16 protein-coding genes and 1 pseudogene are annotated in these 24661 nt (G+C 71.3%); 10 read left to right on the top strand and 7 right to left on the bottom strand.

From position 1 onward, the window contains the following. The 3 genes and pseudogenes from ACFV9H_RS37590 to ACFV9H_RS37580 all read right to left on the bottom strand — a co-directional run. Positions 1 to 283 (bottom strand): annotated as a pseudogene (locus tag ACFV9H_RS37590) (hypothetical protein); the annotation flags it as partial. Further along, positions 280 to 936: a DUF4129 domain-containing protein gene (locus ACFV9H_RS37585; RefSeq protein WP_385407721.1), complete on the bottom strand. Its 657-nt coding sequence runs from the start codon at positions 934 to 936 to the stop codon at positions 280 to 282. The gene ACFV9H_RS37585 and the pseudogene ACFV9H_RS37590, both read right to left, overlap by 4 nt. 10 nt (positions 937 to 946) lie before the next feature. Continuing rightward, positions 947 to 2188: a glycerophosphoryl diester phosphodiesterase membrane domain-containing protein gene (locus tag ACFV9H_RS37580; RefSeq protein WP_385407714.1), complete on the bottom strand. Its 1242-nt coding sequence runs from the start codon at positions 2186 to 2188 to the stop codon at positions 947 to 949. Between the two features lie 235 nt (positions 2189 to 2423). On the opposite strand from ACFV9H_RS37580, the gene mtrA reads away from it, so the two are divergent. The 6 genes from mtrA to ACFV9H_RS37550 all read left to right on the top strand — a co-directional run bounded on the left by mtrA (position 2424) and on the right by ACFV9H_RS37550 (position 11162). After that, the gene (gene mtrA, locus ACFV9H_RS37575) at positions 2424 to 3113 is read left to right on the top strand and encodes a two-component system response regulator MtrA (protein WP_189747360.1); all 690 of its coding nucleotides are present in this window, start codon (positions 2424 to 2426) and stop codon (positions 3111 to 3113) included. A gap of 1 nt (position 3114) precedes the next feature. Then, positions 3115 to 5067 carry an MtrAB system histidine kinase MtrB gene (gene mtrB, locus ACFV9H_RS37570; protein ID WP_385407712.1) on the top strand — a complete coding sequence of 651 codons (1953 nt, stop codon included), beginning with the start codon at positions 3115 to 3117 and terminating at the stop codon, positions 5065 to 5067. Next, positions 5057 to 6895 (top strand): LpqB family beta-propeller domain-containing protein, encoded by a 1839-nt coding sequence (locus ACFV9H_RS37565; RefSeq protein ID WP_385407710.1) that lies wholly within the window; start codon positions 5057 to 5059, stop codon positions 6893 to 6895. Before mtrB ends, ACFV9H_RS37565 begins: the two co-directional genes overlap by 11 nt. Positions 6896 to 7065: 170 nt before the next feature. Further along, positions 7066 to 7782 (top strand): ComF family protein, encoded by a 717-nt coding sequence (locus tag ACFV9H_RS37560; protein ID WP_385407707.1) that lies wholly within the window; start codon positions 7066 to 7068, stop codon positions 7780 to 7782. Between the two features lie 314 nt (positions 7783 to 8096). Further along, positions 8097 to 8792, top strand: a complete 696-nt coding sequence (hpf, locus tag ACFV9H_RS37555; RefSeq protein ID WP_385407719.1) for a ribosome hibernation-promoting factor, HPF/YfiA family — start codon at positions 8097 to 8099, stop codon at positions 8790 to 8792. Positions 8793 to 10403: 1611 nt separating this feature from the next. Next, a complete protein-coding gene (locus ACFV9H_RS37550) occupies positions 10404 to 11162 on the top strand; it encodes a response regulator (RefSeq protein ID WP_385407705.1) in 759 nt (252 codons plus the stop codon). A gap of 397 nt (positions 11163 to 11559) precedes the next feature. On the opposite strand, the gene ACFV9H_RS37545 is transcribed toward ACFV9H_RS37550, so the two are convergent. The 3 genes from ACFV9H_RS37545 to ACFV9H_RS37535 are packed head-to-tail and all read right to left on the bottom strand — an operon-like array spanning position 11560 to position 13929. After that, entirely contained in the window at positions 11560 to 12732 is a 1173-nt protein-coding gene (locus ACFV9H_RS37545; protein WP_385407702.1) for a winged helix-turn-helix domain-containing protein, read from the bottom strand. Between the two features lie 9 nt (positions 12733 to 12741). Continuing rightward, positions 12742 to 13323, bottom strand: a complete 582-nt coding sequence (locus tag ACFV9H_RS37540) for a GNAT family N-acetyltransferase (RefSeq protein ID WP_385407701.1) — start codon at positions 13321 to 13323, stop codon at positions 12742 to 12744. A gap of 21 nt (positions 13324 to 13344) precedes the next feature. Further along, positions 13345 to 13929 (bottom strand): GNAT family N-acetyltransferase, encoded by a 585-nt coding sequence (locus ACFV9H_RS37535; protein WP_385407699.1) that lies wholly within the window; start codon positions 13927 to 13929, stop codon positions 13345 to 13347. Positions 13930 to 14168: 239 nt separating this feature from the next. Between ACFV9H_RS37535 and secA the strand changes: the two genes are divergently transcribed. Beyond that, a complete protein-coding gene (gene secA / locus ACFV9H_RS37530; RefSeq protein WP_385407697.1) occupies positions 14169 to 16967 on the top strand; it encodes a preprotein translocase subunit SecA in 2799 nt (932 codons plus the stop codon). Positions 16968 to 17257: 290 nt separating this feature from the next. On the opposite strand, the gene ACFV9H_RS37525 is transcribed toward secA, so the two are convergent. Next, complete coding sequence (locus ACFV9H_RS37525) at positions 17258 to 17695, bottom strand: Rv3235 family protein (protein ID WP_385407717.1); 438 nt, start codon at positions 17693 to 17695, stop codon at positions 17258 to 17260. A 318-nt stretch (positions 17696 to 18013) separates the two neighbouring features. Between ACFV9H_RS37525 and ACFV9H_RS37520 the strand changes: the two genes are divergently transcribed. The 3 genes from ACFV9H_RS37520 (at position 18014) to ACFV9H_RS37510 (ending at position 24488) form a co-directional block, all read left to right on the top strand. After that, positions 18014 to 18514, top strand: coding sequence for a DUF6912 family protein (locus ACFV9H_RS37520; RefSeq protein ID WP_385407694.1), 501 nt, complete (start codon positions 18014 to 18016; stop codon positions 18512 to 18514). Next, positions 18511 to 19170, top strand: coding sequence for an HAD family hydrolase (locus tag ACFV9H_RS37515; protein WP_385407692.1), 660 nt, complete (start codon positions 18511 to 18513; stop codon positions 19168 to 19170). The genes ACFV9H_RS37520 and ACFV9H_RS37515 overlap by 4 nt, the downstream gene beginning before the upstream one ends. A gap of 365 nt (positions 19171 to 19535) precedes the next feature. Then, positions 19536 to 24488 carry an NAD-glutamate dehydrogenase gene (locus ACFV9H_RS37510; protein WP_385407690.1) on the top strand — a complete coding sequence of 1651 codons (4953 nt, stop codon included), beginning with the start codon at positions 19536 to 19538 and terminating at the stop codon, positions 24486 to 24488. Positions 24489 to 24661: the final 173 nt, after the last annotated feature.

Genomic DNA, 24661 nt, shown 5'->3' with positions numbered 1-24661 from the left:
GCGGCGGGCGGGGCGGGGTCGGGGGGGTTCCGCCGGGGCCGGCCGGGCGCCGGGGCGTCTCCTCGGGCGCCGAACGTGGCGAGGGGTCGGAGGGCCGAGGACGGTGGTGTTCGGCGCCCTGCGGGGACGCCCCGGCACCCACCCGACCCCGTCGGAGCCGGTCTTCGGCGGAGCCGGCCGTGGGGTCGGAGGGGTGGGTGTCGCCGCCCTGCGGGGATGCCCCGGCGCCCTTCGGGCTCCGGCGGAATCCGTCCTCGGCGGAGGGGTCGGCGGGCGGGGTCATCCGGTGGGTCCCGTCAGGAGCGGCTTCGTACGGGTCAGGGTGGTGTCGAGGGCGCGCAGGCGGGCGTACGTGTCGGCGTCGGCGGTGCGGCCGCCGTAGGTGACGTCGTCGAAGGTGCGGGCCGCGGTGCGGAGCGCCTCGGCGTGGTCCGGGAGGGATACGGAGGCTTCGGCGGCGGCCTCGTCTGCGGTGCGGCCCGGGCGGGGGTCGAGGAGGGTGCGTTCCTCCAGGGAGCGGACGACGGCGCGCATGCGTTCCTGGACGGCTTCGGTCCAGCGGCCGGCGGCGGCGTGGGCCTCGGCGGCGGTGCGGTGGTCGGCGGCGCTGCGGATGCCGTCGTCGAAGAGGGTGGCGGCGGAGGTGGCGGTCCGGCGGGGGGCGCCGAGCCGCCACCACAGGGCTACGGCGGCCAGGACGACCAGGGCGAGGATGGCGAGCAGGCCGAAGGTGCCGCCGGGGGCTGCGCCGGAGGCCGAGTCGAACAGATCGTCGAGCCACTCGAAGAACTCGCGCAGGGCGCGGTCGAGCAGGCTCGGGTCGTTCTGGTGGTAGATCGGCTTGGACAGCTCGCGTTCGGCCGCTTCCCGGGCCGGGTCGCTCGGTGTCGTCACCGGTGGCGTGGCCGCGGTGGTGATGAGGCCCCCCGTGCTCATCATGTGTGGGTCAGCCTCCGGTCGTGCCGTAGTTCTCGACGCCGGCCGCCCGGGCGAGCTCCAGGTCGAGTCCTTCGCGGCGGATGCGCTGGTCGACGTAGAGGAGGACGGTGACCCCGGACTGGATGGGCAGGACCACGCTCTGCGCGATGATCAGGCCGATGGCGGTGAGGAGGAGGGGTCCCCAGGCGGTCTGGGCGGCGGGGTCCTGCATGGAGTCGAGGCCGTCTCCGAAGGCGGAGAAGCCGAGCATCTGCAGGGGCAGGACGATGATCGCCGCGAAGATGGCGGTGATGATCGCGGTGAGGAGCGTGATCCAGAAGATCCGCCACCAGGCGCCCGAGACCAGCTTCGAGGAGCGCGCGAAGGCCTTGAAGACCGTGGACCGCTCCAGCATCAGGGCGGGCGAGGCCAGGCTGAACTTGATCCCCAGCCAAATGGCCAGCCCGAGCCAGAGGAAGCTGCCGAGGACGAGCAGGCCGGGGTTTCGGGAAAGGGCCACGGGCAGGATCAGCACCGCGGCGAGCAGGATGAGGCCGACGGCGAGCAGGCAGGTGAGGCCGATCAGGCGCAGCAGCTGAGGGCGGGCGTCACGCCAGGCTTCGGAGACCGAGGAGTGCCGGCCGAGCACCGCCCGACTGAAGATCATCGTGAGCATGGCGGTGACCAGGACTCCGGCGACGAAGTCGATGAACTGGGTCGCCGCGGTCACCGGCAGGGCGCCGCCCACCGCGCTGAGCAGCTGGTCGGGCGTCGGGTTCTCCCGATCGAGGGTGCTGGTGAGGTCTTCCAGCATGAACTTCTGCACGAGCATGCTGAGCACCTGGACCACGGTGGCCACGACCAGGGTGATCGGCAGGACCGAGCGCCAGTGGGAGCGCATGGTGGCGACCGCGCCGTCGAGGATCTCGCCGAGGCCCAGGGGGCGCAGGGGGATCACTCCGGGCTTGGCGGCGGGGGGCTGGCCCCACTGGCCGGGTCCGCCCGGGTAGCCGTACTGGGGGCCGTACTGGCCGCCGTGCGGGGGTGGCTGCGGGGGGTACCCGCCCCAGCCCGCGCCCGGCTGGGCGGGGGGTGGCGGGTTCTGGCCCGCGGCAGGGCTCTGCCACTGACCGGGTGGCGGCTGCTCGGCGGACCACTTCGGTGCGTCGGCGGGCTGCGAGGGAGGCTGCGGCTGCTCGCCGGACGCCCCCGGGTGCTCGCCGTCGGACGGGGAGGACCCGGGCGTGGCCCAGCCCGGAGAGTCGTTCATCGTCGCTCCTTCACGTGCACCTGCTGTGGCGGGGGCGCTGGTCGGCTGCCATCGTGCCATGTGGGGTTCACGAACGGACCAGCCGTCCCCCCGGATATCGGGCAGCCCGTACCTTCAATTGTCACCCGGATCCGGGGCAGACTGGTCGACCTGATCTCCACGCAGGTCCGAGGGGCGATTTCCAGCCCTTTTGGCTGTGGGACAGCTCACCGCCAGGTAACGATTAGCTAATGGGATGATGTCAACCATGAAGGGACGCGTCCTTGTCGTCGACGACGACACCGCGCTGGCCGAGATGCTCGGCATTGTGCTGCGTGGAGAAGGTTTTGAGCCGTCGTTCGTAGCGGACGGTGACAAGGCACTTGCTGCCTTCCGGGAGGCGAAGCCGGACCTGGTGCTGCTCGACCTCATGCTTCCGGGTCGGGACGGCATAGAGGTCTGTCGCCTGATCCGGGCCGAGTCGGGCGTGCCGATCGTCATGCTCACCGCCAAGAGCGACACGGTGGACGTGGTCGTGGGCCTGGAGTCCGGGGCCGACGACTACATCGTCAAGCCGTTCAAGCCGAAGGAGCTGGTGGCCCGCATCCGGGCCCGCCTGCGCCGGTCGGAGGAGCCCGCGCCCGAGCAGCTGGCCATCGGTGACCTGGTCATCGACGTGGCCGGGCACTCGGTCAAGCGGGACGGTGCCTCCATCGCCCTGACCCCGCTGGAGTTCGACCTGCTGGTCGCGCTCGCCCGCAAGCCCTGGCAGGTCTTCACCCGTGAGGTGCTGCTGGAGCAGGTCTGGGGCTATCGGCACGCGGCGGACACCCGCCTGGTGAACGTGCACGTGCAGCGACTGCGCTCCAAGGTCGAGAAGGACCCGGAGCGCCCCGAGATCGTTGTGACGGTGCGCGGTGTCGGCTACAAGGCCGGACCGAGCTGACGTGCAGTCCGGCAGGCCCCGGAGCGGCTCCCCGTGGGGAGCGCTGCGGGGAGGCAGGCTGCTCCAGGACGGGGCGCCCGGCGGTCCGCTGCTGCGGCTGTGCGTACGCCTCGTACGTCGGCCGCTGCTTCCGGCTGTCCGGCTGTGGCGGCGCAACATCCAGCTCCGGGTGGTCGCCGCCACCCTGCTGATCTCGCTCTCCGTGGTCCTCGCGCTGGGCTTCGTCGTCATCGCGCAGGTGAACAAGGGCCTCCTCGACGCGAAGGAGGAGGCGGCGCAGAGCCAGGCCGCGGGAGGGTTCGCGGTCGCACAGGAGAAGGCCAACGCCCCCGCGACCGTGGACGGGCCCGACGCCGCCGACAGCAAGGTCGGCCGGGACGCCAGTACGTGGATGAACTCGCTGGTCAAGCAGCTCGCCAGTGGTGGCCAGACCGCCTTCGAGGTGGTCGCGCTCGGCGCGGGCACCGGTGAGCAGGCGCTGACCGGCGCGCAGGGCGTCAAGGGTGCCCGCGCCTCCGGCAACGTGGACCCGACCGCCAGCGTTCCCGTGTCGCTGCGGCGGGCCGTCGACCATGCCACCGGCACCTTCAAGACCTTCTCCGAGATCCGGTACACCAGCGGGACCGGGCAGAAGGCCCCGGAGCCCGCGCTGGTCGTCGGCAAGCGCCTGACCGACATCAACGGGGACCCGTACGACTTGTACTACCTCTTCCCGCTGACCCAGGAGGAGGAGTCCCTCACCCTGGTCAAGAGCACGATCGCCACCGCCGGCCTGTTCGTCGTCGTCCTGCTCAGCGGGATCGCGTGGCTGGTCGTACGGCAGGTCGTGACGCCGGTGCGGATGGCCGCCGGGATCGCCGAACGGCTCTCCGCCGGGCAGCTCCAGGAACGGATGAAGGTCACCGGCGAGGACGACATCGCGCGCCTGGGCGAGGCCTTCAACAAGATGGCCCAGAACCTCCAGCTCAAGATCCAGCAGCTGGAGGACCTGTCCCGGATGCAGCGCCGCTTCGTCTCGGACGTCTCGCACGAGCTGCGCACCCCGCTGACGACGGTCCGGATGGCCGCCGACGTCATCCACGACGCCCGGGTCGACTTCGACCCGATCACCGCGCGGTCGGCGGAGCTCCTCGCCGGCCAGCTGGACCGGTTCGAGTCGCTGCTGGCGGACCTGCTGGAGATCAGCCGCTTCGACGCGGGCGCCGCCGACCTGCAGGCGGAGCCCATCGACCTGCGGGACGTCGTACGTCGCGTCATCGACGGGGCCGAGCCGCTCGCCGAGCACAAGGGCAGCCGGATCCGGGTCCTCGGAGACACCCAGCCCGTCATCGCCGAGGCCGACGCCCGGCGCGTGGAGCGGGTGCTGCGCAACCTCGTCGTCAACGCCGTGGAGCACGGCGAGGGCCGCGACGTGGTGGTCCGGCTCGCGTCCGCGGGAGGGGCCGTCGCCGTGGCCGTACGGGACTACGGCGTCGGGCTCAAGCCCGGCGAGGCCACCCGCGTCTTCAACCGCTTCTGGCGGGCCGACCCGGCGCGGGCCCGTACGACCGGCGGTACGGGCCTCGGCCTGTCCATCGCCGTCGAGGACGCCCGGTTGCACGGCGGCTGGCTCCAGGCGTGGGGCGAACCGGGCGGCGGCTCGCAGTTCCGCCTGACCCTGCCGCGCACCGCCGACGAGCCGCTGCGCGGGTCGCCGATCCCGCTGGAACCCGAGGACTCCCGGGCCAACCGGGCCAGGGCCGCCGCCGACGCGGCGGGCACCGCGGCGCTCGCCCGGCCGACGGAGGGAGCCGACCGTTCCCCGATACCGCCCAGGTCGCCGGTGGCCGGGGCGATGCCCGTACCGGCCGATCCGACCGCCCTGCCGGGCAACGGGGCCCGGGTCGTGGCCCGGCCCGCCGAACAGGGCCCTGCAGAGCAGGCACCACAGGAGGACCGAACCGATGGACGCTGAGCCCAGGAGCGCGCGCACCATACGCTTGTGCGCCCTCGGCGCGGTCGCCCTGTTGGTGGCCGGCTGCGCCTCCATGCCCACCCACGGCGAGATCCGCGACGTGAAGGCCTCGCAGGGCGTCGACTCGCAGGTCCGGGTGTTCGGCGTACCGCCCGCCGACAAGGCCGGCGCGGCCGAGATCGTCAAGGGCTTCCTGGAGGCCATGACCAGTGACGACCCGCAGCTGGAGACGGCCCGCAAGTACCTCACCGAGGACGCCGCGAAGAGCTGGCGGCCCGGTTCCGCCGTCACCGTGCTCAAGTCCGGCCTCAGCCGGTCGCCCGTCACAGGCGAGAGGGACGAGGGGCCCCGCTGGAAGGTGACCGGCGAGAAGCTCGCGACCGTGGACGAGCGCAGCGCGTACCAGCCGGAGACCGCCGGCAGCCAGTACGAGTGGTTCCTTCAGCTCGTCCAGGAGAACAAGCAGTGGCGGATCGCGACCCCGCCCAAGAGCCTCGTGCTCAGCGAGTCCGACTTCCAGCGCCTCTACATGCCGGTCAACAAGTACTACTTCGCGGGCGACGCGCTCGTCGCCGACCCCGTCTACGTGCGTCAACGCGCCGACCCCGACTCGCGGATGGACCCCACCACGCAGACCGTGCAGTCGCTGCTGGCCGGGCCCTCCAACTGGCTCGCCCCGGTCGTCGAGTCCAGCTTCCCCACCGGGACGGAACTGCGCGAGGGCACCAAATCCCTCTCGTACGACGGCCAGAACACGCTGCGCGTGCCGCTCAACGAGAAGGCCGAGAACGTCACGCAGCCGCAGTGCAAGAAGATGGCCGCCCAACTCCTGTACACGGTCAAGGACCTGACGGGCTCCCGGCCCGACCAGGTCGAACTGCTGCGCGCCGACGGCAAGTCATCGCTGTGCTCGCTCAACGCGGTGACGGCGCGCACGATCGCCGGCCGCCCCAGGGCCCCCGAGTACCAGTACTTCGTCGACAAGGAGAAGCGGCTGGTCCGCATAAAGCCCGACGCCGTCGTCGAGGACCAGCAGGCCAAGCCCGAGCCGGTGCCGGGACCGCTGAACACCCCCGTCCCCTTCAAGGTCAGCTCCGCCGCCGTGTCGTACGACGAGAGGCACGCGGCCGTGGTCTCGGAGGACGGGCACGGCCTGTACGTCGTGGCGATGGCCGGGATCGGAGGCATGCCGGAGCAGCCGGTGCACACGAGCAAGGGGGCCCGGCTGGGCACCCTGACCGCGCCCAGCTGGGACGCGGCGGGCGACCTGTGGGTCGCCGACCAGGATCCGCAGCACCCCGGGTTGTGGCGGGTGCCGGGCGGAACCGGGGCCGCCGAGAAGGTGGAGGTGGCGGGGCTCGACGGACGGAAGATCACCTCGCTGAAGGTCTCCGCCGACGGGGTGCGGATCGCGCTGCGCCTGGAGCAGGCCCCGGGCCGCACGACCCTGTGGGTGGGGCGGATCGAGCGGCCCGAGGCCAAGGGCACCAAGGAGCCGGTGTCGGTGCGCGAGCTGCGCGCGGCGGCTCCGCAGATGGCGGACGTGAAGGCGATGAGCTGGGCTCCGCGCGGGCGGCTGCTGGTGGTGGGCCGGGAGAGCGGCGGGGTGGTACAGGCCCGCTACATGCTGGCGGACGGCTCGATGGTCGCGGCGAGCCTGCCCGCGGCCACGGGGCTGGAGGCGGTCACGGTGGCCGTCTCGGAGGACGAGGCGAAGCCGAAGCCGGTGGTGGCGCACTCGAAGGAGGACGGCATCGTGTTGCTGCCGCCGGGGGCGCAGTGGCTCACGGTGGCGGCGGGCGGCGAGGCCCCGGTGTATCCGGGCTGATCCGGTCCGACCGCGGGCGGACCGGATCGGCCTGCGGTTTCCTGGGTCGTCCCCGGTCGTTCCGGGAGTTCCCGGTCGTTCCCGGTCGTTCCCGGTTCTCGGCCGTTCCCGGTTCTCGGCCGTCGTCCACAGGGATGGCGGGGCCGTCCGGGGCCCGGCAGAGTGGATCCATGCGGGGGTGGTGGCGGGAGATCGCCGGGCTGGTCCTGCCGGTCGACTGCGCCGGGTGCGGCGCCGCCCGGGTGTTGCTGTGCGCCGGCTGCCGGGAGGCACTGAGCGGGGCCGGGGCGGGGCGCGTACGGCCCTCCCCGGCGCCGGAGGGGCTGCCGGTGGTGTACGCGGCCGCGGGCTACGAGGGGCCCGTTCGGGAGGTGCTGCTGGCCCACAAGGAGCGCGGGGCGCTGCCGCTGGCCGGGGCGCTCGGCCGCGCCCTGGCGGCGGCGGTCCTGGTGGGCGGATGGGCGCCCGGGGCGGGGGAGGTGGCCCTGGTACCGGTTCCCTCGGCGCGGCGGCAGGTCCGGGCGCGCGGGCACGATCCGGCGCGCAGGATCGCGCTGGCCGCGGCGGGGCGGCTGCGGCGGGCCGGTGTTCCCGCGCGCGTGGCTCCCGTACTGCGACTGCGGCGGGCGGTGGCGGACCAGGCGGGGCTGGGGGCCGGGGAGCGTCTGGAGAACCTCGCCGGGGCGCTGGAGGTGCGCCGGGGCGGGGTGCGGGCGGTGGCGGGCGCGGCGGTCGTGCTCGTGGACGACCTCGTCACCACCGGGGCCACGCTGGCGGAGGCGGCCCGGGCCGTGCGCGCCGCGGGTCTGGGGGCGGCCGGAGCCGGGCCGAGGGCCGCGGTGGTCGCCGCGGCGACCGGCAACTCGAAGAGAGCAAAAGTCTTGTGAATAGATTTGGAACTGCCGGGGAAGGCCCATCGTTGCAGGTAGTAAGAGAGATCAGTGACGGGATCGGAAGAACGTCCCGGTAGCGGGTGCCGACAACCGCCATAGAGGGATATGTTCGGTTGTAAGGACTGGCGAGCCTTGGGCCCCACGCATCGCTGTCTCTCGACTCCGAAGTCGGTGGGGTGTAGATCTTGCCGATGGGGGAGGAGGAGGTGAAAGTCGCCAAGTCCGTGGCTCCGGCCTTCACCGGAGCCTGGTGCGAAAGGGAGACGCTTCGCCCCATGAGGCGGAGCTATCCGGGAACGGAGTTCTGCGTGGACATCGTCGTCAAGGGCCGTAAGACCGAGGTGCCCGAGCGGTTCCGCAAGCACGTGGCCGAGAAGCTGAATCCTGAGCGGATCACCAAGTACGACGGCAAGGTGATCAGCGTGGACGTCGAGGTGTCCAAGGAGCACAACCCGCGTCAGGCCGACCGTTCCGACCGCGTGGAGATCACCCTCCGCACGCGGGGCCCGGTGATCCGGGCCGAGGCTTCCGCCACAGACCCGTACGCGGCGCTGGACCTGGCACAGGACAAGCTGGAGGCCCGGCTGCGCAAGCAGCACGACAAGCGCTACACGCGCCGTGGCAACGGACGTCTCTCGGCGGCTGAGGTCGCCGACGTCGTACCGGGTGCCGCAACGCTCAACGGCAGTGGTCAGCCGGTCGGCGAGGAGAAGGCGAACGGGGTACCGATCACCCGGATCGGATCCATCGAGGTGCAGGGCGAAGGCCCCCTCGTCGTTCGCGAGAAGACCCACTCGGCCGCACCCATGTCGCTCGACCAGGCCCTCTACGAGATGGAACTGGTCGGCCACGACTTTTATCTGTTCGTCGACTCCGAGACCAAGTTGCCCAGCGTCGTGTACCGCCGTCACGCCTACGACTACGGCGTCATTCACGTGAATCCCGACGGGGCCTCCAGCTCGGAGGAACCGCGAGGCGGCGCCGGCGGCGCGCTCGGCGGCTGATCCCAACCATTCGTTGCCCCTGCGGTTCGCCCAGGCGTCCGCAGGGGCACCTGTGCGACGGGTAGCCGACTGTTGATTCCGCTTGTTGATCATGGGTGTACATCGGCTACTCGTATGGGTGAACGGGTGCGTGGATCCGGGATCGTCTGCGACTGACTGCCCGGGACGGCGAGGTCTCGCGGTTGGTCGGCGAGCATCTCGGTGGGCATGCGCGTGGTGATCTGGCCGAGCGGGTGAGGATCGGGATGGTGCCGGCCAAGGAAAGCTGGTACTGGTCCTCGGACGCGCGGGTGATCGCGCCCGCCCACCGCGACGCGCGCGGAAGCAGTGTCGATTGCAGGTGCTCACCGCCCGCCTGACCGAGGTGGAGGCGCGTACTGAGGTAGGGCGTCCGGCGATTGTTGTGGGCGCCCGTCGGCTCGCGAAGGTGCGGCACAACCTCGCCGACGCCGGTCCCACCGGGACTGGTTGGCGTGAGCGTTGGGATGCGCAGCGATTGTTCCTGACCGCCGACGGCGAGTCGGGTGCGCCCCACGGGAACTACACGATCAGTGTGGACCCGGCCGACGGGACGGTCACGATCGTCCTGCCCGAACCGCTCAGGCACCTGGCCAACGCCCCGCGCGGCCGCTGGTATCCGGATGCTTCCTGGTCCACCGAGAAGACCGTGCTGCCCACACCCGTTGAGCTGTCCGCCGCAGGTGTCCGGCTGCCGGCCGTGGACCTCAACGCGGACCATTTCGCCGCGTGCGTGGTGGACGCTCACGGCAATCCGGTCGGTGAACCGTTCACCGTCGCCACCGATCTGTCTGGACCCGCACCCCAGCGCGACGGCCGGCTGCGGGCCGCGATCACCACACTGATCGACCTCGCCCGGGCGAACGGCTGTGCCGGACTGGCGATCGAGAACCCGGGCTTCGCCGACGCCCGCGCCACCGGCCGCGAAACCATGGGCCGGGGCAAACGAGGCAAGGCGTTCCGGCGCACCGTCGCCGGACTCCCCACCACACGGTTCCGGGAACGCCTGCGCGGCATGGCTCACCACCGCGGACTCGTCGTGGTCGCGGTCGATCCCGCCTACACCTCCCGCTGGGGCGGTCAGCACTGGCAGGACCCGCTCCAGCGGCAATCGAAGACCACCGTGACCCGGCATCACGGTGCCTCGGTGGCGATCGGCAGGCGCGCCCTGGGACACGGGCCACGGCGTCGGCCAGGTGTGACCCGCAGCGTCCGGAGGAACGTTGCGCGGAGAGCTACCGGCCAGGCCGTTCCCCGGCCGAGGGCATGCGGGACCGCAAGCCCGCCTATGACCGCAAGCCGCCTAGGACCGCAGGCACGCCCCACCGGGGCGCCAAGACCTGGCGGGACCGAAGCGACCAACCAGCTCGCGCTGTTCCCCGTCTCTCAAGACCGTTCGGGGAGACAACCGGCAAGCCCGGTATATGGCGATACGGCCGGCAATGGCCCACATCGCTGGGAACGGTATGCGCCATGCGTGGCCGTCGGGCGCCCCCGCGTCGTGGTGCGGGCATGGAATCATGGCGGACAGTCAACCGGCGGCGGTGTCCGTCCGGTTGGTCCGGCGGTTCAGCACATGCAGGGGGAGGAACGATGGCGGACAGCTTCGGGCCGGTACGCGGTGACGGCGGCGCGGGCTGTCGTGACGCGGACCGCGCGGCGGCGGGGGACGCGGCCGGTTCGCGGGGCGGGGAGCCCATTCGGGTGCTCGTGGTCGACGACCACGCGCTGTTCCGGCGCGGGCTGGAGATCGTCCTCGCGCAGGAGGAGGACATCCAGGTCGTCGGCGAGGCCGGGGACGGGGCGGAGGCCGTGGACAAGGCGGCCGACCTGCTGCCGGACATCGTGCTGATGGACGTACGGATGCCCAGGCGCGGCGGGATCGAGGCGTGCACCTCGATCAAGGAGGTGGCACCCTCCGCGAAGATCATCATGCTGACGATCAGCGACGAGGAGGCCGACCTCTACGACGCGATCAAGGCGGGGGCGACGGGATACCTCCTGAAGGAGATCTCGACGGACGAGGTGGCCACCGCGATCCGGGCGGTCGCCGACGGGCAGTCGCAGATCAGCCCGTCGATGGCGTCGAAGCTGCTCACCGAGTTCAAGTCGATGATCCAGCGGACCGACGAGCGGCGGCTGGTGCCGGCGCCGAGGTTGACGGACCGGGAGCTGGAGGTCCTGAAGCTGGTGGCCACCGGCATGAACAACCGGGACATCGCCAAGGAGTTGTTCATCTCCGAGAACACGGTGAAGAACCACGTCCGCAACATCCTGGAGAAGCTGCAACTGCATTCCAGGATGGAGGCCGTGGTGTACGCGATGCGGGAGAAGATCCTGGAGATTCGGTAGTCGCGGGGCGCGGGGCGCGGGTCGCGGGTCGCGGGGCGCGTGCCGCGGGGCGCGGGTCGCGGGTCGCGGGGCGCGTGCCGCGGGGCGCGGGTCGGCCTATGGCTGCCGCTGCGCGGAGCTGCTCCCCGCCCCGCCCTTTCTCCGTTTCCTGGGGCTCCGCCCCAGACCCCGCGCCTCAAACGCCGGCGGGGCTGGGAGTGGGCTCCGCGCCGGGCCGCGCGGCTCGGACGCCGGTGGGGCTGGGGGTGGGGCTCCGCCCCGGGCCCCGCGCCTCAGGCGCCGGCGGGGCTGGGAGTGGGCTCCGCCCCGGACCGCGCGCCTCAGGCGCCGGCGGGGCTGGGGGTGGGGCTCCGCCCCGGGCCGCGCGGCTCGGACGCCGGTGGGGCCGGGAGTGGGGCTACGCGCCCACCGCCTTCAGTTCGGTCGTGATCGCCGCCGCCTCCGCGGGCGAGCCGGTGCGCTCGACGCGGACGGAGTCGCAGCCCACCCACTCCGCCGCCTCCCGCAGGGCCTGGGCCATCGGGCCGGCCGCCTTCGGGGAGGTCAGGGACAGCTGCCGGGCGACAAGGGTGCGGCCCTCGCGGGCCGGGTCGACGCGGCCCTGGAGCAAGCCGCCCGCAAGCAGCGGCATCGCGAAGTAGCCGTGTATCCGCTTCGGCTTGGGGACGTACGCCTCCAGGCGGTGGGTGAAACCGAAGATCCGCTCCGTACGCGGCCGGTCCCAGACCAGCGAGTCGAAGGGCGAGAGCAGTGTCGTGCGGTGGCGGCCCCGGGGGACCGTGGCCAGGGCGGAAGGGTCCGCCCACGCCGGCTTCGCCCAGCCCTCCACCTCGACCGGGACCAGCCCGGAGTCCGCGATCACCGCGTCGAACTGCTCGCCCTTGAGCCGGTGGTAGTCCGCGATGTCGGCGCGGGTGCCGACGCCCAGGGACTGCCCGGCCAGCGCGACGAGGCGGCGCAGGCACTCGCGGTCGTCCAGGTCGTCGTGGAGCAGGGCGTCGGGGACCGCGCGCTCGGGCAGGTCGTACACCCGCTTCCAGCCCCGGCGTTCACTGCACACCACCTCGCCGGTGTCGAGCAGCCACTCCACCGCGATCTTGGTCTCGGACCACTCGAACCACTCCCCGCCGTTCTTGGCGCCGCCAAGCTCGGTCGAGGTCAGCGGGCCGTCGGCCTTGAGGCGGTCCAGGACGGCCTTCGTCGAGCGCTCCTTGTCCTGCAGGACGTGCCAGCGGTGGCCGCGGGCCAGGCGGGCGCGGCGCCGAAAGGCGAAATGTGGCCATTCCTCGATGGGCAGGATGCAGGCCGCGTGCGACCAGTACTCGAAGGCGTGGCGGTCCGACCAGTACGCCTTCTCCACGGTGTCCCGGCCGACCGCGCCCAGGCGCGCGTACGGGATCAGCTCGTGCGAGCGGGCCAGGACCGAGATGGTGTCCAGCTGGACGGCGCCCAGGTGGCGCAGGACTCCGCGCACCCCGCCGCGGCGGTCGGGCGCCCCCATGAAACCTTGCGCGCGCAGGGCGATTCGACGGGCCTCGTCGGCTGACAGCGAGAGCGGGATCGAGGTCATCTCCGGAGCCTAACGGCGGGCACTGACAGCGGGCAGGTACGCCAGCCGGGAGGGCAGGCCGAGGTCGGAGGGCAGCAGGGCCCCGGCCCAGCAGTCGCGGAGGGTGTCGCGGTGTTCCATGCCCGCCCGCTGGACGCCCTCGACGACGAAGCCGGCCTTCTCGGCGACGGCGCGGGAGGCGGTGTTCCCCACTCCGGCCCGCCAGACCAGGCGTACGCAGCCGGCTTCGGTGAACGCCCAGCGGGCCACGGCCAGCAGGGCCTCGGTCATGTACCCGTTGCCCCGGTGCCCGGCGACGGCCCAGTAGCCGACCTCGTGCGCGTGTGCGCCGCGCGGGACGACACCGAGGGTGGCGACCAGCGGGCCGTCGGCCCCGAGGCGGACGGCGAAGTTGTACTCGCTGTCCTCCCGCCACCCGCGCGGAACCGATTCGGCGACGAAGGCGCGCGCGTCCTCGGGCCGGTAGGGCAGTGGTACGGGGATCCAGCGCTGGATCTCGGGGTCCTGGCAGGCGGCGTGCACCTCGGCCGCGTCCCCGGGGGTGTGGGGGCGCAGCACGAGGCGATCGGTGGTCAGCGTGATCGGCTCCATGACACGGATTGTGCCCAGGTCCTACGCGGAGGCCGACGGCAGGTACGGCGTGCGCGAGGGCAGGCCGAGGTCGGAGGGGAGCAGGCCGCCGATCCGGCAGTCGAGCATGGCGCCGCGGTGCTCGATTCCGGCGCGCAGGATCCCCTCCATGCGGAAGCCTGCCTTCTGCGCGACGGCCCTGGAGCCCGCGTTGTCGACCTGGGCCCGCCATTCGAGGCGTGCCGCGCCGAGCTCGGTGAAGGCCCAGCGGGCGGCGGCGCGGACGGCCTCGGCCATGTATCCGTGGCCCCGGTGCTCCTTCGCCGCCCAGTAGCCGATCTCGTACGAGCGTGTCGCGAACACCTGGTGCACATGGACGCCGACCGCCGCGACCAGGGGCCCGTCGGCGCCGAGGCGTACGGCGAAGCTGTAGCCGGTGCCCGCCCGCCAGCCGTTCGGGACCAGCTCGTTCACGAAGCTCCGCGCGTGCTCGCGTTCGTAGGGGGAGGGGACCGTGGTGTAGCGCTGGATGTCCGGGTCCTGGCAGGCCGCGTACACCTCGTCCTCGTCGGAGGGGGCGAACGGCCTCAATACGAGCCGGTCGGTGGTCAGTGTGGTGGGCTCCATGAACGGATTCTGCTGCCTTCGCGCTCCGCGGGACGAACACTTTTCGGGAATCTCGCGGGGGAAGCGGCACCTTCCGTGTCACCCGTACGTTCTCAATACGGGCACCCGCGCCCTCGCGGCTACGGCGGACCTCCCGACGCGACCACGTCCTCGCTTACGATGGCCGTTACGGTGGGGCCCACCTGCCGTGCCCGTGTACGTACAGTGCCCAGGCCCGACCGGCAAGGAGACAAACCTCGGTGTCCGTCTTCAACAAGCTCATGCGTGCAGGCGAAGGCAAGATCCTGCGCAAACTGCACCGCATCGCGGACCAGGTCAACTCCATCGAAGAGGACTTCGTCAACCTCTCCGACGCCGAGTTGCGGGCGCTCACGGACGAGTACAAGCAGCGCTTCCAGGACGGCGAGAGCCTGGACGACCTGCTTCCCGAGGCCTTCGCCACCGTGCGTGAGGCCGCGAAGCGCGTACTCGGCCAGCGGCACTACGACGTCCAGATCATGGGCGGCGCGGCGCTGCACCTCGGCTACGTGGCCGAGATGAAGACCGGTGAGGGCAAGACCCTCGTCGGCACCCTGCCCGCGTACCTGAACGCGCTGTCCGGCAAGGGCGTCCACCTGATCACGGTGAACGACTACCTCGCCGAGCGCGACTCCGAGCTGATGGGCCGGGTGCACAAGTTCCTCGGCCTGGAGGTCGGCTGCATCCTGGCGAACATGTCGCCGGCGCAGCGTCGCGAGCAGTACAACTGCGACATCACGTACGGCACGAACAACGAGTTCGGCTTCGACTACCTGCGCGACAACATGGCGTGGTCGAAGGACGAGCTGGTGCAGCGCGGCCACAACTTCGCCGTGGTCGACGAGGTCGACTCGATCCTCGTCGACGAGGCCCGTACCCCGCTGATCATCTCCGGCCCGGCCGACCAGGCCACGAAGTGGTACGCCGACTTCGCGAAGCTGGTGACCCGCCTGACCAAGGGCGAGCCCGGCCAGCCGCTGAAGGGCATCGAGGAGACCGGCGACTACGAGGTCGACGAGAAGAAGCGGACCGTCGGCATCCACGAGGCGGGTGTCGCCAAGGTCGAGGACTGGCTCGGCATCGAGAACCTCTACGAGTCGGTCAACACCCCGCTCGTCGGTTACCTGAACAACGCCATCAAGGCGAAGGAACTGTTCAAGAAGGACAAGGACTACGTCGTCCTCGACGGCGAAGTCATGATCGTCGACGAGCACACGGGCCGCATCCTCGCGGGCCGCCGCTACAACGAGGGCATGCACCAGGCGATCGAGGCGAAGGAAGGGGTGGACATCAAGGACGAGAACCAGACCCTCGCCACGATCACCCTGCAGAACTTCTTCCGCCTCTACTCGAAGCTGTCGGGCATGACCGGTACGGCCATGACCGAGGCCGCCGAGTTCCACCAGATCTACAAGCTCGGCGTCGTCCCGATCCCGACCAACCGCGACATGGTCCGCAAGGACCAGCCGGACCTGATCTACCGCACCGAGGTCGCGAAGTTCGCCGCCGTCGTCGACGACATCGCGGAGAAGCACGAGAAGGGCCAGCCGATCCTCGTCGGTACGACGTCGGTCGAGAAGTCCGAGTACCTCTCGCAGCAGCTCTCCAAGCGCGGCATCCCGCACGAGGTGCTCAACGCCAAGCAGCACGACCGTGAGGCGACCATCGTCGCCCAGGCCGGCCGCCGCGGCGCCGTCACCGTCGCCACGAACATGGCCGGCCGCGGTACCGACATCAAGCTCGGCGGCAACCCGGACGACCTCGCCGAGGCCGAGCTGCGCCAGCAGGGCCTGGACCCGGAGGAGCACATCGAGGAGTGGGCGCACGCCCTCCCCGCGGCGCTCACCAGGGCCGAGTCGGCCGTGAAGGCCGAGTTCGAGGAGGTCAAGGAGCTCGGCGGACTGTACGTGCTGGGCACCGAGCGCCACGAGTCGCGTCGTATCGACAACCAGCTGCGCGGCCGTTCCGGCCGACAGGGCGACCCGGGCGAGTCCCGCTTCTACCTGTCGCTGGGCGACGACCTGATGCGGCTGTTCAAGGCGCAGATGGTCGAGCGCGTCATGGCCATGGCCAACGTGCCGGACGACGTGCCGATCGAGAACAAGATGGTGACGCGCGCGATCGCGTCGGCCCAGTCGCAGGTGGAGACCCAGAACTTCGAGACGCGCAAGAACGTCCTGAAGTACGACGAGGTCCTCAACAGCCAGCGCGAGGTCATCTACAGCGAGCGCCGCCGCGTCCTGGAGGGCGAGGACCTCCAGGAGCAGGTGCGCTTCATGATGGACGACACCATCGACGCGTACATCGCGGCCGAGACGGTCGAGGGCTTCGCCGAGGAGTGGGACCTGGAGCGCCTGTGGGGCGCCTTCAAGCAGCTCTACCCGGTGAAGGTCACCATCGAGGAGCTGGAGGACGCCGCGGGCGACCGGGCGGGCATCACCGCCGAGTTCATCGCGGAGTCCGTCAAGGACGACATCCACGAGCAGTACGCGGCGCGCGAGAAGGCGCTCGGCTCCGACATCATGCGTGAGCTGGAGCGGCGCGTGGTGCTGTCGGTGCTGGACCGCAAGTGGCGTGAGCACCTGTACGAGATGGACTACCTGCAGGAGGGCATCGGCCTGCGGGCGATGGCCCAGAAGGACCCGCTGGTCGAGTACCAGCGCGAGGGCTTCGACATGTTCAACGCCATGCAGGAGGGCATCAAGGAGGAGTCCGTCGGCTACCTGTTCAACCTGGAGGTCCAGGTCGAGCAGCAGGTCGAGGAGCTTCCGGTGCAGGACGCGGCGCCTTCGCTGACGAAGGAGCCGGTGCCTGCGGCGCGTCCGGAGATCCGGGCGAAGGGGCTGGACGCTCCGCAGCGGCCGGACCGGCTGCACTTCTCCGCGCCGACGGTGGACGGGGAGGGCGGGGTCGTCGAGGGCGACTTCGAGTCCGACGCGGCCGGTGACGGTGATGGGATGACGCGGGCTGAGCGGCGGAAGGCCGCCAAGGCCTCTGGCGGGCGTCGCCGTAAGAAGTAACCCCTGCGGGGTTGAGCTCGTCGGCCGGGGCCGGACACCTTGAGTGGTGTCCGGCCCCGGCCGCCGTTGCGCTCGCGCCGGTGGGGCGGTGTTCAGCCGCGTGCGGCGCCGCTGCTGGGGCTCCGCCCCGGACCCCGCGCCTCAAACGCCGGCGAGGCTGGATTTCGCCCGGCGAGGCCTGTTCGGCCGTGTGCGGCGCCGCTGCTGGGGCTCCGCCCCAGACCCCGCGCCTCAAACGCCGGCGAGGCTGGATTTCGCCCGGCGAGGCAGGATTTGCCCGGCGGGGTGCCTCAGGCGGGGCCGGGTTTGCCGGGGGCCTGGAGTTCCACTGCCGCGAGGCGCCAGCGGAGGTCTGGGCCCTGTTCCAGGCGGAAGGCCATGGCCGTGACGCGGTCGCCCGTTGCGATGCGGGCGAAGGCTTCGATCACGCCCGGGCCCGGCGTGAAGCGGCCGCATTGGCGGATGACCGGGCTGAGGCGGTCGCGGAGGTGGTCAGCCGGGGCCAGGGTGATCAGCTGCTGGTAGGCGGGGCCGACGGTGTGGCCGAGGAGCGAGTGGACCGGGCGGCGGCCGCTGACCACCGCGAGCAGCCGTTCGGCGAACCAGTGGTGCGGGCCGAGTCGCAGGGTGCGGGGAGGGCGGCGCTGGTCGAGGCGTCCGGCGGGGCGGGTGCGGGCCCGGCCGCCGGGCCTGCGGCGGCCGGCCTCGCCGCCGATCGTCGCGCGCATCGTGGTGTCCATGGCGTTCTGCCCCCGAACAGGCCGGGCCCGGATCGATACCGGGCGGTAACTTGATGGGGATCTTCTACGGCCGACGGATACGCTCCGCAACCGGGCCGCCGATCGTGGTGGGCTTCGGTGCGGTTCACCTATCCGAGTGTGTGACGTTCCGTAGCGGGCCCGCGGTCGACCCGCGCCGAGTACCCGGGTGGACGGGCTCGCACCCTGGCCCGACACCCCGAAGGGGGACCGCGGGCGTACCCCACTCGGCCGCAGCCCGGCAGTCGTATCCTGGGGGGCGTTTCCGACTACCGAAAGCAGCCGGCCATGCGCGTGTACGTCCCCCTGACCCTCCCCGGGCTCGCCGAGGCGCACAAGGCGGGTGAGCTGGGTCCCGCCCCGCTGCGGGCGTACGCCGTCACGCCCGGGCTGCGCGAGTGGTACGTGTCGGACGACATCGAGGAGCTGGAGTACGCCGCCCTCGGCCGGGCCGCCGCCGCCTCCCTGCGGATGCTGGCCCAGGAGGAGGGGGCCCCGCCCAAGCGGGTCGTCGTCGCGCTCGACGTGGACGACAAGGCCGTCAGCGCCACTCCCGGGGTCGACGAGGCCACGCTCGGGCAGGTGAGCCTGGGCGCGCCCGTACGACTCACCGTGGCCGCCGCCGTGCACGTCGACGCCGACGACGCGCGGGAGGACGTCTCCGCGGCCGCCCGGGCCCTGGAGGCCGCCGACGGCGGGGACGACGACGCGCAGTTCACGGTGGACGGGGCGGAGGACCACGAGCTGCTCTGGTTCGGGGTGCAGGAGATTCCGGGGCTGCTGCGATGAGGACCCACATCGTCTGGGACTGGAACGGGACGCTGCTGCACGACATCGACGCCGTCATGGCCGCGACCAACGCCTCCTTCGCCGAGCTCGGCTTCGCGCCGATCACCCTGGAGACGTACCGCGACCTGTACGTCGTACCGGTGCCCAAGTTCTACGAGCGGCTCATGGGGCGGCTGCCCACCGATGAGGAATGGGTCGTCATGGACGAAACCTTCCACCGGCACTACTGGGCCGCCGCCGAGCATTCCGGGCTCGCCGACGGCGCCCGCGAGCTGCTCCAGGACTGGGAGCGGGCCGGGCTCACCCAGTCCCTGCTGTCCCTCGCGCCCCACGAGAAGCTCGTACCACTCGTCCGGGCGCACGGCATCGACCGGCACTTCCTGCGCGTCGACGGGCGGATCGGCCCCTCCCACACCTCCAAGGCGGGGCACCTCGTACGCCACATGGCCGCCATGGACGGGACGCGCGTGACACCCGACCGTACGGTCCTCATCGGAGACGCCGTGGACGACGCGCTCGCCGCCGCCCACGTGGGCGCCCGGGCCGTGTTGTACACGGGCGGCTCCCACAGTCGCGCCAGTCTGGAATCGGCCGGCGTGCCCGTCGTGGACACCCTGGCAGAGGCCGTAACGACAGCTCGCGAACTGGCCGAATAGCGTCTGGCACGGTCCACCGGTCGCGTCGCCGGCCAGAGTGTCAAAGTTCCACCCCAAGTTTTGTACAGATGCAGTGAATGACGACCTGGGGGTAGGGCGAGATAGCCTAGTACCCGTGATCAGCGCGATAGTCATCGGCGGCACTGGAGCCTCCGGCATGCGCCCGGCGCACGAACGTGCCCGGGCATTCGCTGATTCCCGCTCCCGGGACCCCCTGCCCAACGTGGCCGGTTCCCTCCCGGTGGCCTCTCCCGACGGCATAACGTCGATATCGATCACTGACGGACATCCCGCCCCAGGGCGGCACTCCGTCATTCCTTCCTTCACCTACGTCACGCAATGGCGCGCGACAGGAGCCAGAGGACATGCAGACCAAGCTGGACGAAGCAAAGGCCGAGCTGCTCGCACGGGCGGCCCGGGTAGCTGAGAACAGCCCGGCCGGGGGGCTACTTCCGACTGGGTCCGAGCAGGGAGAGCGTCCCGACCGGGACACCGTGCTCTCCTACCTCCAGCGCTACTACCTGCACACAGCCCCCGAGGACCTCTCGGACCGGGACCCGGTCGACGTGTTCGGGGCGGCGCTCTCGCACTACCGCATCGCCGAGAACCGTCCGCAGGGCACCGCGAACGTACGCGTGCAGACCCCGACGGTGGAGGAGAACGGCTGGACCTCCAGCCACTCGGTCGTCGAAGTGGTCACCGACGACATGCCCTTCCTCGTGGACTCCGTCACCAACGAGCTGTCCCGGCAGGGCCGCGGCATCCACGTCGTGATCCACCCGCAGGTCGTCGTCCGCCGTGACGTCACCGGCAAGCTCATCGAGATCCTCGGCCCCGACTGCGACGCGCACGGCCCCCGTACCGCGCGCCCCCACGACTCCCTCGTCGAGTCCTGGATCCACGTCGAGATCGACCGCGAGACCGACCGCGCCGACCTCAAGCAGATCACCGTCGATCTGCTGCGCGTGCTGTCCGACGTCCGCGAGTCCGTCGAGGACTGGGAGAAGATGCGCGACGCCGCGCTGCGCATCGCCGACGGCCTGCCCGAGGAGCCCACCGCCCCGGACCTGCGCGAGTACGAACTCGAAGAGGCCCGCGAGCTGCTGCGTTGGCTCGCCGACGACCACTTCACCTTCCTCGGCTACCGCGAGTACAACCTCGTCGACGGCGACGCCCTGTCCGCCGTGCCCGGCACCGGCCTCGGCATCCTGCGCTCCGACCCGCACCACAGCGGCAAGGACGACGGCCACCCGGTCTCGCCGTCCTTCAACCGGCTGCCCGCGGACGCCCGCGCCAAGGCCCGCGAGCACCGTCTGCTGGTGCTGACGAAGGCCAACAGCCGCTCCACCGTGCACCGCCCCTCGTACCTCGACTACGTCGGCGTGAAGAAGTTCGACGCCGAGGGCAACGTCGTCGGCGAGCGCCGCTTCCTCGGCCTGTTCTCCTCCGCCGCGTACACCGAGTCCGTGCGCCGCGTCCCGGTCATCCGCCGCAAGGTCAGCGAGGTCCTCGAAGGCGCCGGCTTCGCGCCGAGCAGCCACGACGGCCGCGACCTGCTGCAGATCATGGAGACGTACCCGCGCGACGAGCTGTTCCAGACCCCGGTCGACCAGCTCCTGCCCATCGTCACCTCCGTCCTGTACCTGCAGGAACGCCGCCGGCTGCGGCTGTACCTGCGCCAGGACGAGTACGGGCGCTACTACTCGGCGCTCGTCTACCTGCCGCGCGACCGCTTCACCACCGGCGTCCGGCTGCGGCTGATGGACATCCTCAAGGAGGAGCTCGACGGCATCAGCGTCGACTTCACCGCCTGGAACACCGAGTCGATCCTCTCCCGCATCCACTTCGTCGTCCGCGTCCCGCAGGGCAAGGAACTGCCGGTCCTGACCGAGTCCGACGTCGAGCGCATCGAGGGTCGCCTCGTCGACGCCGCCCGCTCCTGGGCCGACGGCTTCTCCGAGGCCCTGGTCGCCGAGCTCGGCGAGGAGCGCGCCGCCGAGCTGCTGCGCCGCTACGGGACCTCCTTCCCCGAGGGCTACAAGGCCGACCACTCGCCGCGCGCGGCCGTCGCCGACCTGTGCCACCTGGAGAAGCTCGCCGCGGGCGACCGCCCGTTCGCGCTCTCCCTGTACGAGCCCGTCGGCGCGGGCCCCGGCGAGCGCCGGTTCAAGATCTACCGCACCGGTGAGCAGGTCTCGCTGTCCGCGGTCCTGCCCGTGCTGCAGCGCCTGGGCGTCGAGGTCACCGACGAGCGCCCGTACGAGCTGCGCCGCTCCGACCGGGTCAGCGCGTGGATCTACGACTTCGGTCTGCGGATGCCGGTCTCGACGGGCAACGGGGACAACTACCTCGGCGACGACGCCCGCGAGCGGTTCCAGGAGGCCTTCGCGGCCGTGTGGACCGGCGAGGCCGAGAACGACAACTTCAACACCCTGGTGCTCGGCGCCGGGCTCACCTGGCGGCAGGCCGTCGTCCTGCGCGCGTACGCCAAGTACATGCGCCAGGCCGGCTCCACCTTCAGCCAGGACTACATGGAGGACACCCTCCGCAACAACGTCCACACCACCCGGCTGCTGGTCTCCCTCTTCGAGGCCCGGATGTCGCCCGGCCGCCAGGCCGCCGGCAGCGAGCTCGTCGACGCCATGCTGGAGGAGCTGGACGGGGCCCTGGACCAGGTCGCCTCGCTGGACGAGGACCGCATCCTGCGGGCCTTCCTCACCCTCATCAAGGCGACTCTGCGGACCAACTTCTTCCAGCTGAACGACGCGGGCGAGCAGCACTCGTACGTGTCCATGAAGTTCGACCCGCAAGCCATCCCGGACCTGCCGGCCCCGCGGCCCGCCTTCGAGATCTGGGTGTACTCCCCGCGCGTCGAGGGCGTCCACCTGCGCTTCGGCAAGGTCGCCCGAGGCGGCCTGCGCTGGTCCGACCGGCGTGAGGACTTCCGTACGGAGATCCTCGGCCTGGTCAAGGCGCAGATGGTCAAGAACACCGTCATCGTGCCGGTCGGCGCCAAGGGCGGCTTCGTCGCCAAGAACCTGCCGGACCCGTCGGTGGACCGCGACGCGTGGCTCGCCGAGGGCATCGCCTCGTACAAGATCTTCATCTCGGCGCTGCTCGACATCACCGACAACATGGTCGCCGGCGAGGTCGTGCCGCCGAAGGGCGTCGTCCGCCACGACGAGGACGACACCTACCTCGTCGTCGCCGCCGACAAGGGCACCGCGACCTTCTCCGACATCGCCAACGGGGTCGCGGAGTCCTACGGCTTCTGGCTGGGCGACGCCTTCGCGTCGGGCGGCTCGGCCGGCTACGACCACAAGGGCATGGGCATCACGGCCCGCGGCGCGTGGGAGTCCGTGAAGCGGCACTTCCGCGAGCTGGGCCACGACACCCAGACCCAGGACTTCACGGTCGTAGGCGTCGGCGACATGTCCGGTGACGTGTTCGGCAACGGCATGCTGCTCTCCGAGCACATTCGCCTGGTCGCCGCATTCGACCACCGGCACATCTTCATCGACCCGACCCCGGACGCGGCCACCTCGTACGTCGAGCGCCGCCGCCTGTTCGACCTGCCGCGCTCCTCGTGGGCCGACTACGACACCTCGCTGCTCTCCGCGGGCGGCGGCATCCACCCGCGCAGCGCGAAGTCCATCCCGGTCAACGCGCACGTCCGCGAGGCCCTCGGCATCGATGCGGGCGTCACCAAGATGACCCCGGCCGACCTGATGAAGGCGATCCTCCAGTCCCCGGTGGACCTGCTGTGGAACGGCGGCATCGGCACGTACGTCAAGGCCACCGCCGAGACGCACGCGGACGTCGGCGACAAGGCCAACGACGCCATCCGCGTCAACGGCTCCGAGGTCCGGGCCAAGGTCATCGGCGAGGGCGGCAACCTGGGCCTGACCCAGCTCGGCCGGATCGAGTTCGCCCACTACGGCGGCAAGGTCAACACCGACGCCATCGACAACAGCGCGGGCGTGGACACCTCCGACCACGAGGTGAACATCAAGATCCTCCTCAACGCGGTCGTCTCCGACGGGGACATGACCGTCAAGCAGCGCAACAAGCTGCTCGCCGAGATGACCGACGAGGTCGGCCAGCTCGTGCTGCGCAACAACTACGCCCAGAACACGGCTCTCGCCAACGGTTCGGCCCAGGCCCCGAGCCTGCTCCACGCCCAGCAGCGCTTCATGCGCCGCCTGGAGAACGAGGGGCGGCTCAACCGCGAGCTGGAGTTCCTGCCCACCGACCGGCAGATCCGCGAACTGCTCAACACCGGCAAGGGCCTGACCCAGCCGGAGCTGGCCGTCCTGTTCGCCTACACCAAGATCACGGTGGCGGACGAGCTCATCCACACCGGGCTGCCGGACGACCCGTACCTGCTGCGCCTGCTCCACGCGTACTTCCCGGGCGCCCTGCTCCAGAAGTTCCCGGAGCAGATCGACGCACACGCGCTGCGCCGCGAGATCATCACCACGCTCCTGGTCAACGACACCGTCAACACCGGTGGTTCGACCTTCCTGCACCGCCTGCGCGAGGAGACCGGGGCCTCCCTGGAGGAGATCGTCCGGGCGCAGCTCTCGGCCCGCGAGATCTTCGGCCTCGCCGAGGTGTGGGACGCGGTGGAGGCCCTCGACAACAAGGTCTCCGCCGACGTCCAGACCCGGGTGCGGCTGCACTCGCGCCGCCTGGTCGAGCGCGGTACCCGTTGGCTGCTGAACAACCGGCCGCAGCCGCTCCAGATCACCGAGACCATCGCGTTCTTCGCGGCGCGGGTGGCCGAGGTGTGGGCGGAGCTGCCGAAGCTGGTGCGCGGCGCCGACCTGGAGTGGTACCAGTCGATCCTCGACGAGCTGACCGGCGAGGGCGTCCCGGAGGAGCTGGCGGCGAAGGTCGCCGGGTTCTCCTCGGCCTTCCCGACGCTCGACATCGTCGCGACCTCGGACCGCACCGGCGTGGACCCGCTGGGTGTCGCCGAGGTGTACTACGACCTCGCCGACCGTCTCGACATCACCCAGCTGATGGACCGGATCATCGAACTGCCGCGGTCCGACCGCTGGCAGTCCATGGCCCGTGCCTCCATCCGCGAGGACCTGTTCGCGGCGCACGCGGCGCTGACCGCCGATGTCCTGGCGGTGGGCAACGGGGACTCGACTCCCGAGGAGCGCTTCAAGGCGTGGGAGGAGAAGAACGCGGCGCTGATCGGCCGGGCGCGGACGACTCTGGACGAGATCCGGGGGTCGGACGACTTCGACCTGGCGAACCTTTCCGTGGCGATGCGGACGATGCGGTCGCTGCTTCGGGCGCACAGCTAGTCGCTTCCGCTGAACGGGCCGGGCCCGGGACCTTGCTGGTCCCGGGCCCGGCCCGTTCGTTTTGCCGGGTGCGGCGCCGTTGCGGGGGCTCCGCCCCCGAGCCCCCGCGCCTCAAAAGCCGGCGGGGCGGGGAGATCGCCGCAATCGCCCGCGGGGGGGGTGGGTGTGCCCCC

The sequence above is a fragment of the Streptomyces sp. NPDC059874 genome (genome assembly GCF_042731135.1).
Classification (GTDB): Bacteria; Actinomycetota; Actinomycetes; order Streptomycetales; family Streptomycetaceae; genus Streptomyces.
This window is presented reverse-complemented; position numbering and strand designations above follow the sequence as displayed.